This is a genomic window from Klebsiella sp. R390 (assembly GCF_051131745.1).
GTDB lineage: Bacteria > Pseudomonadota > Gammaproteobacteria > Enterobacterales > Enterobacteriaceae > Klebsiella.
On record NZ_CP180445.1, the window covers coordinates 1,432,116 to 1,448,271 of the forward strand.

Genomic DNA, 16,156 nt, shown 5'->3' on the forward strand with positions numbered 1-16,156 from the left:
GGATGCTTGAGTCAGGATCTACTTGGCGTCAAGGCCAGGTGTTAAAACACGAAGATGCAGTGTCCCTAGGGCTACTTGATGTAGAGGACACTGCACATAAAATACTGATGATCACTCATGACTGTGACCTGCAAAATGATGAAGCAGACTCCGTAATTGAGTTTATAAAAGGCAAACTTGTTGATCTTGATGGGAATTTTTCCAATGGTAAACATCCGAGGACATTACACCTCGCTTTAAATGAAGGGACCCACTCTGGCAATGCTATAGAGCTTAAACACGAAGAAAAAATTAAGTTTGAAAGAGTACAATTTACAGCTAGTGAAGCTGATGAAAAATTTTCAATAACAGCCATTGAAAAACAAGCACTTAAGCTATGGCTTGCTGCAAGATATGGACGACCAGCTTTTCCTGATGAATTCGAAGAACGACTTAGACAAAACGTACCAGGGAACGGCAACCTAATTAAGTCAATTGCGAAAGTTGTTGAAAGAAACGCTAAATTCATCATCGGTATATTTTTCGACTTAGGCGAAGACCGGCACAAGGAATTAAACATTGGAGAACCATACGAACTAAACATCGTTGTAGTTTATGACTCTATTGAAGGTGCAGTTGAGGGTAGAGAAAATGCTGAGAAAATCTGTACAGAGATAACGTCAAAAGTACATGCTATACATGGAAAGCCAGAGCAAGCTACCACTATTGCTTTGGAGTCTTGCCTGCCTGTAAGTGATCAAGGGTTTACATTGTACGACCTGAGAAGGATGGACCAGTGGCGGGTGGAATACATTAGCTTACGACCGAAAACCCTTGGTGACTTTATTAGCCCTGCCATTTAAAAATAAGGCACTCAAAAAGTGCCTTATTTTATTATAAATCCAGAAAATATTTATCAAAATCCAAAAATTTATCCCCCAGCCATGTATTTAACTCTTCCATTTTTTTGCAAAGGGAGCACTCAAGTGCCAAGCATTCAGCTTACTATCTAAAAATCATCGTCATACAGCGGCGTCTGGTCGTATCCTTCATAGCCGGTCGCGGGCTGTTGCTGCTCATGGGCCCGACGTAGGGCATCAGTAGCTTGTCCTTGTTGCCCCGCTTTACCTCCTGGGCGTACCGTTCTGGCACTGAGTACACTGTCCGCAATGACCTGATAGCCTTGCTGAGTAACGCCATCCTGACCAGTCCACTGATTGAGCTGCATATTGCCCGCCACACTGACAAGGTCGCCTTTACGGTGTTTGGCCAACGCATCAGCCTGCTTACCAAAGGCAATAACGCCCAGCCAGAAGGTGGATTGACCATCCTCTGCGGCATTGCACGGCAACGAGACCGCCAGGCGGGCCATAGCCATGTTCGTACCTTTTCCAGTTGTTCTGGTCTGTGGGTCGGCCACCAGCCGGCCATATGCTGAAATTTGAGCGGTCATCGCTTGAATCCTCTCTTCTGATGCCCTGTACCTGATTCAGTGTTGGTTCAAAATGGTAGTTTGTTGCCTCAATGTTGGTTCATTTTTCAAACATAAAACCTTATTAAACAGATACATATAACTACTGAGGCAACTGAACCAACTGAACCAACACCTAAACTACACACATGAAGAATGCTTTTACTCTGGCTGGTCATCGTCTGGCAGATACTGCAGGACATAAACCCGAATCTGTCGCCCATCAATGCGTGGCGACTTTCTCTGGAACCCCCGGCCTGAAGTCGGCGGTGTCAGCATGCCGGCTTTCTTCAATACCTCCGCAAACTGACGGGAGTTAAAGCCGCGGGCAATCTCCCCTTCGAAGGCAGCCGGGAAGGTGTAGAACACCATCGGGTCGGCATCATGGCCGCCTTTCTGCCGGTATCCCGCCATGTTAGAGATGGGCAGGCTGGTCGGGTCATACGGGAACGGTGCAAAGCGGCTCATCCCGTAGGCGTTCAGGAATGCCTCTGTCTGCTCGATAATTTGCTGATGTTCTTTGTTCCCGGTCCCAAATTCACGCAGCCAGGCGTTATAGCTGTACTGGATAGCATCCCGACACGTCTGCTCATCCCAGCCGGTGATCACCTTACCCAATAGCAGTGCGGCTTCCAGAATGGCAAACCGGGCACCGACGCGGTGAACTTGTTCCCCGTAATCAGACGGGATAAGGCTACGCCAGCGTTCTTCAGTTGCTCTGACTGAGCTCACCGCTTCCGGCTGGTGGTCTGCTAACCATTTAACCCATTCTCGCCCAGCCACTCCGTGGTGATGCTGATACGCATCCTTGAGAGCGTCGGCATGGTGTTTGCCATTGGTATGCTCATGGAAGCGCACTGCCCGACGCATCGGGATGTTCAGCAGACGAACTAATTGACCCGCTTTAGCCTTACGGCCGGCACTGGCAATGAAGGTCTCCAGATCCATCTCACCGGTACTGATGGCCACAGTACGCCAGCGCTTCAGGTCGCGGTTCCCCCCTTCCTTCGCTCCCTGCAGTTTTCCCGTGCCGTTAAACAGCGCGTAGGCCGATTTATAGACCTCCACCGGGTCAGCGCCCTGGCCGATTTCGTCAAGCGGCATCAGCGCGTCATTATGTGCAGCGGCCTCATTCGCCAGCCCAAGCGCGGTGCCGTACCAGGTAAGGCGCAGTACATCCGGATTGCCGTAGAGACTGGATGCCACATTGGCAGTGGTGGTCTTACCCGCGCTCGACTGTTCGTAAAGATGGATACCAAAACCATCCGCGCCGGCAAGGCCAATCAATGGAGCTGCCAGTGCTGCGGCCACACCAGTCATCATCGAGTAGTTGCCAAAGGCCAGACGTCCAACGCTCTCCCGCCAGCTCTCAACAGTACCGCTGGTGGTGTAACCAGACGCGGCAGAACTTCGTCCGTTAAACAGCACCGGCTGCTCTGGAGTACCAATGATCTCACCATCCGGCATGATGTAGGCACCACACTGCCAGCCCGTAGCATGCGCAATGCGCCATACCTCACCATTGGCACAGCTCTGCAGCCAGTCGGCCAACGTTGCACGTAAACCACTTTTGGTTGTGACGTTCACCCCACCAGCCTTGAGCGTTCGCCAGCCTTCGCGTTCACCGATATCGGCAAGCGGTATTGCCTGGACAGTCTCACTCTTCGCACCAAATGCCTGCCAGCGCAGGATCAGGTAACGGGTTTTACTGTCATCAATGCCAATACCGATGACCTTCAGAGCAGAACACAACCAGCTTTCACGGCTGATTATTTCCCCGGTATCTTTATCTGATTTGGGTTCAACCCAGTACACGCCATCAATACGGCTTTGGATATGAGGTCGCAGGGATTCAGGTTTTGATGCGCCCTTCTTCCCTCCGTTGATCACTTGCAGTTTCGCAGACACTTCAGGCTCCTGAGGTTGATACATTGAATAATTAAACGCAGCAGTAGCAGCTTCAAGCCCCTGCTGCTGGTGGTAGTCGTTCCAGTCGGCTTTATAATCGCCTGGCGGCATAGTCACCCATCCACCTACGGACTGCGCTGCCTTAATCGCCGCCAGCTTGCCGGTGTTCGGCTGGTCGTCGTGGTAGTCGTTATCGGCGGCAATGACGATCTGTGCCAACGGATAATGCCGGCGCATAACTTCCGCGACAGGTAGCAGGTTACCTGCGTCAATAGCAGCGACTGTTAGCGCCTCCGGGCGCATCAGATGAACAGACAGAGCAGTAGCCAGCCCCTCGGCAATGACTACGCTCTGCGGCTGCTCCTGGGAGTTCACGGCGTGATATGCTCCGCGTTTTGCCGATCCCGTCAGGAGTCGCTTCTCACCCTGTGTGGTAATGGTCTGCGCTGCCGTGACTGCGCCAGACTCATCCACCAGCGGCAGGAGGATTGATCCATCGGGCAGCACAGGGAAGGTGAAGCCGTCCAGCCCCTTACCAGTCAGGTATTCAGATTCGCCCTGATTAGCGCTCTGGCGTTTCTCATCGTACAGACGGGTAAACGTAGCCCGGCGCTGCTGTGCGTCCCCTGCCGCCCGCTTCAGGCGCTCCTGCTCCAGTTGTGTACGCTCGGCTTTCAACTGCTCCAGTCTCTGTCTGGCGGTGGCTTCGTCCTGTACTGCTGCCCGGTAATCAATACCCAGCACATCAGCCGCCAGCCTGGCTGCCTCCGTGGTGTCACATTTATTCACCTTGCGAATAAGGTCGAGGCCGTCACCGGCACCACACTGGTTGCAGAGAAAGCTGCCGCGGCCGCCATCATCGAAACGAAAGCGATCCTTACCGCCACAGGCCGGGCAGGCTGTGTGTTTTCTCGGTGAATCTGGCACGTTGATGTGTAGCCCAGCCAGAACAGATAGCCAGCGATCAGCTGCAGCATGGGTAACTTCGCGAATGAGGTCGATATTTTTCATTTGCAATCACCATCTTCCAAACGTGCGTTGTGCTCTAGCTTTTTCAACAACTGAGTGCCAATAAGTTCCGCGGCATCTACGAGGTAACTTTTGGTGTGTGGATCACTGACATCGTTAATTGTTCGCAAAATTGCCAACACGCATTCTGTTTCGTAGGTCAGTTCATCGAGCAGATAAGGATTCTCGGTGATGACTGTGGGAAAGGAGTTATTACGCATGATCCACCTCCGTCAGACAGATGCGGCCAGCGAAAAAACAAACGTGATTACGCACTAAAGTGCGACGGGCTTCGCGTTCAGATATTGCGGTGACATGGAAGATTTTTACAGTGACGGATTGGCTATCGCGGCGTATAGCAGCGATGATCCAGATAAATTGTGGATTTTGGGTAGGGGTAGTAGCCATGATGGCAGCCTCCTTGTACTGGGATTTGATCCCACCACCGGAAACGCCAATTTCACTGGTGGTGAGCTGAACAGGGTTGGCGTAACCGGCGTACAAGGTAACCGGCGCGGATTTCTCCGCCCCCATCCAACTCACCATAACTCTGCAAGCGGCACGGATTATAACCGCAGCGCTGAAAAAATGGTGAGCAAATGTGAGGACATAAAAAAAGACGCTAGGCGCGTCATATGTCGCCTTGTACTTTTCCAGGACGCCAATCCTGACACCAGATTTTGCTGATGTCCTATAAACATAGACGACGTAAGGGATAAACGGCAAGCCATTTTTCGGAATAGGGTGCAAAATGTGATTTATGGCATTTTTACGCATGACCTCCCCCCAGAATGGCGTTGCCACTCATAAGGCTGGCGAATGCCTCCATGCGCTTAGCTACCTCCCTCACCGCATCTGTCGGTGTCATGCCGCTATTAATCGCTTCCTGAAATGCGGCCTGCTCAATTTTCTGCATAACGATCAGTACACCTAGCTGCTGCGCATCAGCGGAGCCACGTTTACCATCTGACAGGCCAGCAACTCGGTTTTCAGCGCGCGCCAGATTGATGTAGTGGTGTCGCTGCGCCCCCAGTGCTTTTAAGCCATCACGACTTTCATGATAACCGGGCAGATATTCCCGGCGTACAGGCTGGGTGGCGCGACGACCGGTGAATGCCTTAGTGACATCCAGCTTGAGCTGGTTAACACGCTTAGGATCACGCCCACGGATGATTCGCAGCAAATAGTCGAGTTGGGGTTCATTCAGCAGATAGCTGATCTCGGGACGCCCACGTTTGCGACCGGCTTTTCCCGATTTCAAATCGGGTAATTCCTTGAGAGACTGACGGGGCAGCGATCCCAACTCACGGAATTTGTCTTGGTGCGATTTAATCGTCGCACCTAGACTTTGATGCTGTATTCCGGCCCGCTCCGAAATGACTCGAGAATCAATGCGCGGCTCGGATTTATAATTTATTAGAATGTCATTCTGGCTGGCTTCAGGTTGAGCGAGGCCCTGACCGGATGAGGTCACATTATTCATTTTCATTTACAGGCTCCGTTATTCGGCAGTATTACGGTGCTTTTTTAGGATGATATGTACGCTAACTGGCCGATACTATAATCGGCAGCGAAATTCATCTGCACAAAAGCCTGACTCAATGCGTTATGGCGCTTGGTCGCCTGGTTTTTTTCATTTCCATTACGCCACCTCACCACGCGATTCTGCTATGCGCTGATTAATCCATTCATCAATTTCACTCTCAATGAATGCGATAGAACGGGAGCCGATTTTCACGGAGGATGGAAACTTTTTTTGACTCATAAGACGGTAAAGCCATGCCTTGCTATAGCCTGTGCGCCGTTGAACTTCGGAAAAACGGATAAACTTTAGAGACATATGCACCTCAATATACGACTATGGACAGAGGTAGAATGAGGTGCATATGTTTTTTTTGAAATACCAAAAAACAAGCTAAAAAAGCTTAGTTTGACATGACAAGCAAGAGGCTTTTTTTTGCAACTATGTCATGTCAAAGATAAACGTTCGAGATGGAACTTTGTCTCAAAACCAATCTACCTCTTGGCTTCTTGAACATATGCAGATCTTGCGGAATCTCTTACTTCCACCGCTTTGCATAAGGATTCCCAGCATCGCTGGATAGTTTTTCTTTCAATGTCGTTCACTATGAATGCTGAACGAGTAAATCGATAAACAGCCGATACGCAATTTCCTTCGCCATACTCCATAAAAATTTTAAGGAGTTCAGTAACAAGAGCGCGTTCAGAAAGTGTTTCATCATTTCTGTTTGTCACTATAAATTCAGACACATTATCAGCAATCATTAAATCCCACTCCAGATCGGTGATTAGTTTCCTGCTCCCATCAAATACATACTTAAAAACAAACTCACTCTCTATTTCAGCCAACTGCTTCAACAATATTTTATATTTACTAATGGAATCAGCACCATTGGCATATGCAATACGAAGTTCTCCAGAAATGTAACCATACATGATTGCAATTAACCGCTCATGAAAACGAAGATAAACATGATTAAAAATATTAATTTCATCTTTACTAAAGTCATAGAGTTCTTTCCAATAATCATACATCCGATTATTTTCTGAGCTTTTAAGACGCCCAGCTAAAATTCTATACTTGACGTATCTGACTGGTTCAATTGTGCTTTCAAATGGAATATTAGATTTAGTTAAAGATTGTTTAATATATTTATCTGAGCGAATAGCATTCCATACATCATTACAGGAAACTAAACTTTCTTTGGGTAGGTACTCAGTAATACTTTGATCAATGACAGACAAATACTCATGAAAATCATCATGTGTTTTAATCAGGCCATGTACTGCACCAGGGTGTATAGGCGTTCTTCCATCATAAAAGCTTAATTGGGTACATAAGTGTCTTTTTGGTACCCATAATAATTCCTTTCGACGTATAGTCGATATAACCTTATGGCAATTTTTTAACGAACCTGTATTCAACATCAACGCCACCTCGCGCCCTCTGATTTTGGCGGCTATGCCAGCCCGCAGAGGTGTACGGGTTTTCGGGGATCAGCCTAGACATAGCCTATTCTTTGTTCGTCTACCTAAGTCTACTATCGTCTGTATATACTGTCTATGCATCCAGTCAGGCACGTTTCCCGAACGAGCCATGGACCACATTTTCACCATTCTCCAGCGCCTGCAGATAGTCGGCATACCACTGGAGCATTTCCCGGCGGCCGTCCAGATACTGAGCATGGTTGTAGGTACCGCGAATAGAGTTCTTATCAACGTGTGCTAGTTGGGTTTCAATCCAGGCGGTGTTATAGCCCTGTTCATGGAGGATGGTACTCATGGTGTGGCGAAAGCCGTGCCCGGTCGCTTTACCGTCATAGCCAATACGCTTAATCACCTGGTTAATGCTGGCTTCACTCATTGGCTTGCCGGCATCATTTCGCCCCGGAAAAACATACTTCCCTCGCCCGGTAAGCTGGTGGATCTCTTCCAGCAACTCGCGAACCTGACTCGAGAGAGGAACGAGATGTGGGCGCCGCATCTTCATTCGCTCTGCGGGGATATTCCAAACGCCTTTGTCAAAGTCGATATCAACCCATTCAGAAGCACGGAGCTCAATTGTCCTGAGCCCGGTAAGCATTAATAGTCGAGTGGCGTTGCGGGTGATGGTGCTGCCGCTGTATTCACTTAGCGCACGGAGAAAATCCGGGATCTGGTCGACTAAAAGGTGTGGGTAGTGCTGCTGCTTTGGCGACTTCAGCGCGCCAGCCAGATCGGATACAGGGTTGTGCTCCGCTCTACCGGTAATAATGGCGTAGGTGAATATCTGCCGGCAGGCCTGACGGGTTTTCTTGAGTTTATCCAGAACGCCGCGTTGTTCCAACTTTCGCAGGACGTTAAGCATTTCAACCTGGCTGATATCCGTAATCGCCTTTTGCCCGATGAAGGGGAAGATATCCTTCTTCAGGTACATCAGGAGATGCTCAGCATAGCCTTCAGACCATGATGTGCTTTTATGGGTATGCCATTCCATAGCCAGGCGTTCAAAGCTGTTTGCCACAGCCTGCTCTTTCGCTTGTTTCTCTTCCTGCTTCTCCTGCCCCGGGTCACCACCAGCAGCAAGAATCTTTTTTGCATCCGCACGCTTCTGTCTGGCTTCCGCCAGAGTGATATCAGGATATACCCCCAACGCCAGTAGTTTCTCTTTACCAGCGATGCGGTACTTCAGGCGCCAGTATCGCGAGCCATTGGGGTTCACCAACAGGTAAAGACCGCCACCATCAGACAGCTTATAGGGTTTGTCCTTGGGCTTGGATGTGTCGACCTGGCGGGCTGTGAGCTTCATTTTGGGGGTATCTCATTTCATTGAACAGGAATCTACCCCCAAATGTACCCCCACATGAATGTGGATTTCAATAGACCATAGTAGACGTTGAGATAATGAGATATTGGCGAATGCCGCGCGTATGCTGGATTTAGTAGACTTCAGGAGACGTTAAGAGAAGTGAAAATGGTACGCCCTACAGGGTTCGAACCTGTGACCTACGGCTTAGAAGGCCGTTGCTCTATCCAGCTGAGCTAAGGGCGCATTGAAATGCGGGGGTTTCGTGGAGTGAAACCGCCTGGAATTATACGGTCAACGCTCGGTGAGTCAATGCCTTTTGCCATCATACTGCCGCGATAACGCTAACTTGCCTGGATATACTGCAAAGGTTGTTCAAAGTTCAGCCAAGGCTGATTTTCAGCACTTCTTCGCCATTATCGACAATAAACCGCCAAAACAGGCCATTTATCGCCCAAATACCCCTGTTAAAAAGAGTGTCTTTGGGCTTCTGTTCTGTCAAAGAGGGATAAAATCTTAAACGAGGACTGACAGCGAGGCTGGCTTCTGACAAAATATCCGCATCCCCCTTTCGTTACGATACAGATGGAATCCTCTCTCTGATGGCAGCAAAAATTATTGACGGTAAAACGATTGCGCAGCAGGTACGCTCTGAGGTTGCGGAAAAAGTGAAGGCTCGCACTGCGGCCGGAAAACGCGCCCCAGGGTTAGCCGTCGTGCTGGTCGGCAGCAACCCGGCATCGCAGATTTATGTCGGTAGCAAGCGCAAAGCGTGTGAAGAAGTGGGCTTTATCTCCCGCTCATACGATCTCCCGGAAACCACCAGCGAGGCGGAGTTACTGGAGCTTATTGATACCCTGAATGCCGACAACACCATCGACGGTATTCTGGTCCAGCTGCCGCTGCCTGCGGGTATCGACAACGTCAAGGTACTGGAGCGCATTGCCCCGGACAAAGACGTCGACGGCTTCCACCCTTACAACGTCGGTCGTCTGTGTCAGCGCGCCCCGCGCCTGCGCCCGTGCACGCCACGCGGCATCGTCACCCTGCTTGAGCGTTACAACATCGACACCTACGGCCTGAACGCTGTGGTTATTGGGGCGTCAAACATCGTGGGCCGTCCGATGAGCATGGAGCTGCTGCTGGCGGGCTGCACCACCACCGTCACCCACCGCTTTACCAAAAACCTGCGTCAGCACGTTGAAAATGCCGACCTGCTGATCGTCGCCGTTGGTAAGCCTGGCTTTATTCCGGGTGAGTGGATCAAAGAAGGCGCCATCGTTGTTGACGTCGGTATCAACCGTCTGGAAAGCGGCAAAGTGGTCGGGGACGTGGTCTTCGAAGACGCCGCAGAGCGCGCCTCTTACATTACACCAGTGCCCGGCGGCGTCGGTCCGATGACCGTTGCGACACTCATCCAGAACACGCTGCAGGCGTGCGAAGAATATCACGACATACAGGAGGCCTGAGATGGCGAACTTTTCTCTGGGCAAACACCCACACGTTGAACTGTGCGATTTACTGAAGCTGGAAGGCTGGAGTGAAAGCGGTGCGCAGGCAAAAATTTCCATTGCCGATGGTCTGGTGAAAGTAGATGGTGCGGTAGAAACCCGCAAACGCTGCAAAATCGTCGCCGGCCAGACGGTGAGTTTTGCAGGCCAGAGCGTGACCGTTACCGCCTGAACCTGAAAAATAAAAATGCCCGGCTTGCCGGGCATTTTTTTATCGCTTACTTACGCCGCCAGGTAGTGCCCTGCGGGCCATCTTCCAGCACGATCCCCATCTCATTCAGACGGTCACGCGCCGCATCCGCCGCGGCCCAGTCTTTCGCTTTACGCGCATCCAGACGCTGCTGAATCAGCTGTTCGATTTCCGCCACTTCACCGTCGTCAGCCTGCGCACCGCTTTGCAGGAACAGATCCGGCTCCTGCTCCAGCAGACCCAGTACGCCGGATAGCTTGCGCATATGCGCGGCCAGGGCATTCGCCGCCGCCGCATCTTCCGTCTTCAGGCGGTTGACTTCACGCGCCATATCAAACAGCACAGAGTAGGCTTCCGGGGTGTTGAAATCGTCATCCATCGCCTCGATAAAGCGCGCTTCAAAGGCTTCGCCGCCGCTGGCTGCGACCGATGGGTCGGTTCCACGCAGCGCGGTGTACAGACGCTCCAACGCCGAACGTGCCTGCTTGAGGTTCTCTTCGCTGTAGTTCAGCTGGCTACGATAGTGGCCAGACATCAGGAAGTAGCGAATGGTCTCGGCATCGTAATATTTCAGCACATCACGCACGGTGAAGAAGTTACCCAGCGATTTTGACATCTTCTCGCGGTCAACCATCACCATCCCGGAGTGCATCCAGTAGTTAACGTACTCACCGTCATGCGCACAGGTCGACTGGGCGATTTCGTTCTCGTGGTGCGGGAACATCAGATCCGAACCGCCGCCGTGGATATCAAAATGGTTGCCCAGTTGCTTGCAGTTCATCGCCGAACATTCGATGTGCCAGCCCGGACGACCGTTGCCCCACGGGGATGGCCAGCTCGGCTCGCCCTCTTTCGACATTTTCCACAGAACAAAGTCCATCGGGTTGCGCTTCACATCCACCACATCAACACGAGCGCCGGCCTGCAGCTGGTCGAGATCCTGGCGTGACAGCTGGCCGTAGTTCGGATCGGTCGGGACTGAGAACATCACGTCGCCGTTGTCCGCCACATAGGCATGGTCACGGGCAATCAGCTGCTCGGTGATCTCAATGATCTCGGGAATATGATGGGTAGCGCGCGGTTCAAGATCCGGGCGCAGAATGTTGAGCGCATCGAAATCCTTGTGCATTTCGGCAATCATGCGATCGACCAGCGCCACAAAGCTTTCGCCATTCTCATTAGCGCGCTTAATGATTTTATCGTCGATATCGGTAATGTTGCGCACGTACTTCAGCTGATAGCCAAGAAAACGCAAATAACGCGCCACCACGTCAAAAGAGACGAAGGTACGGCCATGACCAATATGACAGAGATCGTAAACGGTAATTCCACACACGTACATGCCCACTTCCCCGGCATGGATAGGTTTAAACTCTTCTTTTTGGCGCGTCAGTGTATTAAAAATTTTTAACATCGAAGATTCCGTGTAGACGTGTGTGGATATAAGTCGCGTATTCTAACCTTAATTCAACCCCGAAGCAGCACACAATGCAAGGTGATCGAACCCTGCGGTTATGCTATAACAGCCCCCTATGTCATGCCCAATTCGGGCTTAAGCACCACAATCACCGGAACAGGATGCAAAAATGGTTACTTTCCACACTAATCATGGCGATATCGTAATCAAGACCTTTGACGACAAAGCGCCGGAAACAGTTAAAAACTTCCTGGACTACTGCCGCGAAGGTTTCTACAACAACACCATTTTCCACCGTGTTATCAACGGTTTCATGATCCAGGGCGGCGGCTTTGAGCCGGGCATGGAGCAGAAAAACACCAAATCCCCGATCCAGAACGAAGCCAACAACGGTCTGAAAAACACCCGTGGTACTCTGGCAATGGCCCGTACTCAGGCGCCGCACTCTGCTACCGCACAGTTCTTTATCAACGTGGCTGATAACGACTTCCTGAACTTCTCTGGTGAAAACCTGCAGGGTTGGGGCTACTGCGTATTTGCCGAAGTGGTTGAAGGCATGGACGTGGTCGACAAAATCAAAGCAGTTGCGACCGGTCGCAGCGGCATGCACCAGGATGTGCCGAAAGAAGATGTTGTGATCAAAAGCGTCACCGTCAGCGAGTAATTCGTGGCGACACTTTTTATTGCGGATTTGCATCTGCAAACAGAAGAACCGGCGATCACCGCCGGTTTTCTACGCTTTTTAGCCGGTGAAGCCCGCAAGGCGGATGCGCTGTATATTCTTGGCGATCTGTTTGAAGCCTGGATCGGCGATGATGACCCCAACCCACTGCATCAGGAGATCGCTGAAGCGATCGGTGCCTTAACCCAGTCCGGGGTGCCCTGCTACTTTATTCACGGCAATCGCGATTTTCTCGTCGGCCAGCGCTTCGCCCGCGCCTGCGGCATGACGTTGCTGGATGAAGAAGAGGTGCTCGACCTCTACGGTCGTCAGGTCCTGATCATGCATGGCGATACGCTGTGCACCGACGATGCCGGCTACCTGGCGTTTCGTGCCAAAGTGCATACGCCGTGGATCCAGCGACTGTTTCTGGCCCTGCCGCTGTTTATTCGTCGTCGCATCGCCGCCAGAATGCGCGCCGACAGCAAAGCCGCCAACAGCAGCAAATCGCTGGAGATAATGGACGTCAACCCGCAGGCCGTGGTCGATGCCCTACAGCGCCATCAGGTACAGTGGTTGATTCACGGGCACACTCATCGCCCGGCAATCCATACCTTAGATGCCAACGGCCAGCCGGCGTTTCGCGTTGTCCTCGGCGCCTGGCATAACGAAGGCTCGATGGTCAAAGTCACCAAAGACGACGTCGAACTGATCCCGTTCCCGTTTTAATTTCCGCCGTATTTTCACCGCTTCTCAGGTGACGCAACCGTTTTCCTTACCGAAAGATCATGTTATTCTCTGTGGCCTCTAAAGCAGTGTGAAGCACACCCACAGGAGTTTTAAGACGCATGTCTTCCCGCAATAATTCGGCGCGTATCGCCATCGTGATGGGGTCCAAAAGCGACTGGGCTACCATGCAGTTTACCGCAGAAATCCTTGATGCCCTGAACGTTCCGTACCATGTTGAAGTGGTCTCCGCACACCGGACGCCCGATAAACTGTTCAGCTTCGCCGAAGGCGCAGAAAGCAACGGCTATCAGGTGATTATTGCCGGTGCGGGCGGCGCGGCGCATCTGCCGGGCATGATTGCGGCGAAAACCCTGGTGCCGGTATTAGGTGTCCCGGTTCAAAGCGCGGCATTAAGCGGCGTCGACAGCCTCTACTCTATTGTTCAGATGCCGCGCGGGATCCCGGTTGGTACGCTTGCCATCGGCAAAGCCGGTGCCGCCAATGCCGCCCTGCTGGCCGCGCAGATTCTGGCACAGCATGACGCGGAACTGCATCAGCGCCTGAGCGCCTGGCGCCAGGCCCAGACTGATGAAGTCCTCGAGAACCCGGACCCGCGGGGTGCGGCATGAAGCAGGTTTGCATCCTCGGTAACGGTCAGTTAGGGCGCATGCTGCGCCAGGCCGGTGAACCGCTGGGTATCGCCGTCTGGCCGGTCGGCCTCGAGGCTGACCCTGAAGCGGTGCCGTTTCAGCAAAGTGTGATCACCGCTGAAATCGAACGCTGGCCGGAAACGGCGCTGACCCGCGAACTGGCACGCCATCCGGCATTTGTTAACCGCGACGTCTTCCCGATCATCGCCGACCGTCTGACACAAAAACAGCTGTTTGATAAGCTGGGGCTCGCCACCGCGCCGTGGCAGCTGCTGGCGGATAAAAATGAATGGCCGGCGGTCTTCGCGCGTCTTGGCGAACTGGCGATTGTGAAACGCCGCGTCGGTGGTTACGACGGACGTGGGCAATGGCGCCTGCGCGCAGACGACATCGCCCAGCTGCCGGACGAAAACTACGGTGAATGCATCGTTGAGCAAGGCATCAACTTTTCTGGTGAAGTGTCGCTGGTTGGCGCCCGCGCCCATGATGGCAGCACGGTATTCTACCCGCTGACACGCAACCTGCATCAGGATGGCATTCTGCGCACCAGCGTAGCCTTCCCGCAGGCTAATGCCCGCCAGCAGGACCAGGCGGAAAGCATGCTGACCGCCATTATGAACGAACTGAACTACGTGGGCGTGATGGCGATGGAGTGTTTTGTCACCGCCGAAGGCCTGCTGATTAACGAGCTGGCGCCGCGTGTACACAACAGCGGGCACTGGACGCAGAACGGCGCGTCTATCAGCCAGTTCGAGCTGCATCTGCGGGCCATTACCGACCTGCCGCTGCCGCCGCCGGTGGTGAACAGCCCTTCAGTGATGATCAACCTGATTGGAACCGATCTGAACTACGACTGGCTGAAGCTGCCGCTGGTGCATCTGCACTGGTACGACAAAGAAGTGCGTCCGGGCCGCAAAGTCGGGCACCTGAACCTGACCGACAGCGACACCGATCGCCTGAGCGCCACCCTGGAAGCCCTGAAACCGATCCTGCCGCCGGAGTATGCGAGCGGTATCTTCTGGGCGCAGTCTCAGCTCACCTCGCTCTCCTGAGCCGTTCGGGTGGCAAATGCGGGCAACGCCTCTGCCGCCCGCATGATAACGGCTATTTGCCGGGGAATTGATCTTCACCCTTCCCCGGCATGCCGTCTGGCGCGTAGAATCCCCTCCTTGCTTTAAAAATGCTTTCAGTTTTGACTTCAAAAGGATGACCCATGAAAAATGGGACGGATTACCGCGCCATTCTCACGGCGGATACGCCACTCATTGACGTCCGCGCTCCGGTAGAATTCCAGCAAAGCGCGCTGCCTGCCGCGCTTAACCTGCCGCTGATGAACGACGAAGAACGTGCCGCCGTCGGCACCTGCTATAAACGTCAGGGTGCCGATGCCGCGCTGGCGCTGGGCCATCAGTTGGTTCACGGCGAGATTCGGGAAAGTCGCCTCGCCGCCTGGCGTGAAGCCTGCTTACGTTATCCGCAGGGCTATCTGTGCTGCGCCCGCGGCGGCCAGCGCTCGCACATTGTGCAGCAGTGGTTGCGCGAAGCCGGGATTGACTACCCGCTGATCGTCGGCGGCTACAAAGCGCTGCGCCAGGCCGCGATCCAGGCCACTGAAGAGCTGGTCCAGCGCCCGATCGTGTTGATCGGCGGCTGCACCGGCAACGGCAAGACCCAGCTGGTTTGCTCCCGGCCCGACGGTATTGACCTCGAAGGCCTCGCCCATCATCGCGGTTCATCCTTCGGCCGCACTCTGCGAGAGCAGTACGCGCAGGCCACCTTTGAAAATCACCTGGCCGTAGAGATGCTGAAAAAGGCCGGAGAGCATCGTCGGTGGGTGCTGGAAGATGAAGGCCATATGATTGGTGCCAACCATCTGCCGGAGTGTATGCGTAACCGGATGGCGCAATCGCCGCTGGCGGTGGTGGAAGACCCGTTTGATATCCGCCTGGAGCGCCTGCGGGAAGAGTATTTTGACCGTATGCACCGTGACTTTATGGCGGCATATGGTGAGGAGCAAGGCTGGCAGGAATACAGTGAATATCTGCACCACGGTCTGTTTGCCATCCGCCGTCGCCTGGGGCTGCAGCGTTTTGCCCAGCTTACCGCCCTGCTCGACGGGGCGCTGGCGGAGCAGTTGCGCAGCGCCAGCACCGACGCCCATTTCGCCTGGCTGGTTCCGCTGCTGAACGAGTATTACGATCCGATGTATCGCTATCAGCTGAGTAAAAAAGCGAGCAACATTATCTTCCGCGGCAGCTGGCACGAGGTCGCCGCCTGGCTGGATAATTAGTATGAATCTGCATCCCGGCTGAGCACAGCGCCAGCC

General features: G+C 52.9%; 17 protein-coding genes and 1 tRNA gene. 8 read left to right on the forward strand and 10 right to left on the reverse strand.

Going from position 1 to position 16,156, the window contains the following annotated elements:
* The first annotated feature begins 2 nt into the window (after positions 1–2).
* Positions 3–842, forward strand: coding sequence for a hypothetical protein (locus ACMYSP_RS06680; protein WP_434586082.1), 840 nt, complete (start codon positions 3–5; stop codon positions 840–842).
* Between the two features lie 146 nt (positions 843–988).
* On the opposite strand, the gene ACMYSP_RS06685 is transcribed toward ACMYSP_RS06680, so the two are convergent.
* The 9 genes from ACMYSP_RS06685 to ACMYSP_RS06725 all read right to left on the reverse strand — a co-directional run bounded on the left by ACMYSP_RS06685 (position 989) and on the right by ACMYSP_RS06725 (position 8,918).
* Entirely contained in the window at positions 989–1,432 is a 444-nt protein-coding gene (locus ACMYSP_RS06685) for a single-stranded DNA-binding protein (protein ID WP_100662866.1), read from the reverse strand.
* Between the two features lie 180 nt (positions 1,433–1,612).
* Entirely contained in the window at positions 1,613–4,369 is a 2,757-nt protein-coding gene (locus tag ACMYSP_RS06690) for a DUF927 domain-containing protein (RefSeq protein ID WP_434586083.1), read from the reverse strand.
* Positions 4,366–4,587 (reverse strand): hypothetical protein, encoded by a 222-nt coding sequence (locus ACMYSP_RS06695; protein WP_434586084.1) that lies wholly within the window; start codon positions 4,585–4,587, stop codon positions 4,366–4,368. The genes ACMYSP_RS06690 and ACMYSP_RS06695 overlap by 4 nt, the downstream gene beginning before the upstream one ends.
* Positions 4,580–5,143, reverse strand: coding sequence for a host cell division inhibitor Icd-like protein (locus ACMYSP_RS06700; protein WP_434586085.1), 564 nt, complete (start codon positions 5,141–5,143; stop codon positions 4,580–4,582). The genes ACMYSP_RS06695 and ACMYSP_RS06700 overlap by 8 nt, the downstream gene beginning before the upstream one ends.
* Positions 5,136–5,855: a hypothetical protein gene (locus ACMYSP_RS06705; RefSeq protein WP_434586086.1), complete on the reverse strand. Its 720-nt coding sequence runs from the start codon at positions 5,853–5,855 to the stop codon at positions 5,136–5,138. The genes ACMYSP_RS06700 and ACMYSP_RS06705 overlap by 8 nt, the downstream gene beginning before the upstream one ends.
* Positions 5,856–6,008: 153 nt before the next feature.
* A complete protein-coding gene (locus ACMYSP_RS06710; protein WP_434586087.1) occupies positions 6,009–6,206 on the reverse strand; it encodes a helix-turn-helix transcriptional regulator in 198 nt (65 codons plus the stop codon).
* Between the two features lie 176 nt (positions 6,207–6,382).
* Positions 6,383–7,315 carry a hypothetical protein gene (locus ACMYSP_RS06715; RefSeq protein WP_434586088.1) on the reverse strand — a complete coding sequence of 311 codons (933 nt, stop codon included), beginning with the start codon at positions 7,313–7,315 and terminating at the stop codon, positions 6,383–6,385.
* A gap of 145 nt (positions 7,316–7,460) precedes the next feature.
* Complete coding sequence (locus ACMYSP_RS06720; RefSeq protein ID WP_434586089.1) at positions 7,461–8,675, reverse strand: tyrosine-type recombinase/integrase; 1,215 nt, start codon at positions 8,673–8,675, stop codon at positions 7,461–7,463.
* A 166-nt stretch (positions 8,676–8,841) separates the two neighbouring features.
* A tRNA-Arg gene (locus ACMYSP_RS06725) sits at positions 8,842–8,918 on the reverse strand.
* A 356-nt stretch (positions 8,919–9,274) separates the two neighbouring features.
* Here ACMYSP_RS06725 and folD point away from each other — a divergent pair.
* Both folD and ybcJ read left to right on the forward strand, forming a co-directional pair.
* Complete coding sequence (gene folD, locus ACMYSP_RS06730) at positions 9,275–10,141, forward strand: bifunctional methylenetetrahydrofolate dehydrogenase/methenyltetrahydrofolate cyclohydrolase FolD (RefSeq protein ID WP_123755776.1); 867 nt, start codon at positions 9,275–9,277, stop codon at positions 10,139–10,141.
* A gap of 1 nt (position 10,142) precedes the next feature.
* On the forward strand, positions 10,143–10,355 hold the full coding sequence (gene ybcJ, locus ACMYSP_RS06735) for a ribosome-associated protein YbcJ (protein ID WP_434586090.1): 213 nt from the start codon (positions 10,143–10,145) through the stop codon (positions 10,353–10,355).
* A gap of 46 nt (positions 10,356–10,401) precedes the next feature.
* On the opposite strand, the gene cysS is transcribed toward ybcJ, so the two are convergent.
* On the reverse strand, positions 10,402–11,787 hold the full coding sequence (cysS, locus tag ACMYSP_RS06740; protein WP_154143528.1) for a cysteine--tRNA ligase: 1,386 nt from the start codon (positions 11,785–11,787) through the stop codon (positions 10,402–10,404).
* A 172-nt stretch (positions 11,788–11,959) separates the two neighbouring features.
* Between cysS and ppiB the strand changes: the two genes are divergently transcribed.
* The 5 genes from ppiB (at position 11,960) to mnmH (ending at position 16,120) form a co-directional block, all read left to right on the forward strand.
* Positions 11,960–12,454, forward strand: coding sequence for a peptidylprolyl isomerase B (gene ppiB, locus ACMYSP_RS06745; RefSeq protein WP_123755773.1), 495 nt, complete (start codon positions 11,960–11,962; stop codon positions 12,452–12,454).
* A 3-nt stretch (positions 12,455–12,457) separates the two neighbouring features.
* Positions 12,458–13,180, forward strand: coding sequence for a UDP-2,3-diacylglucosamine diphosphatase (lpxH, locus tag ACMYSP_RS06750; protein WP_434586091.1), 723 nt, complete (start codon positions 12,458–12,460; stop codon positions 13,178–13,180).
* A gap of 119 nt (positions 13,181–13,299) precedes the next feature.
* A complete protein-coding gene (purE, locus tag ACMYSP_RS06755; protein WP_128878885.1) occupies positions 13,300–13,809 on the forward strand; it encodes a 5-(carboxyamino)imidazole ribonucleotide mutase in 510 nt (169 codons plus the stop codon).
* Entirely contained in the window at positions 13,806–14,882 is a 1,077-nt protein-coding gene (gene purK / locus ACMYSP_RS06760) for a 5-(carboxyamino)imidazole ribonucleotide synthase (protein ID WP_154143529.1), read from the forward strand. Before purE ends, purK begins: the two co-directional genes overlap by 4 nt.
* 161 nt (positions 14,883–15,043) lie before the next feature.
* On the forward strand, positions 15,044–16,120 hold the full coding sequence (gene mnmH, locus ACMYSP_RS06765; protein ID WP_434586092.1) for a tRNA 2-selenouridine(34) synthase MnmH: 1,077 nt from the start codon (positions 15,044–15,046) through the stop codon (positions 16,118–16,120).
* Positions 16,121–16,156: the final 36 nt, after the last annotated feature.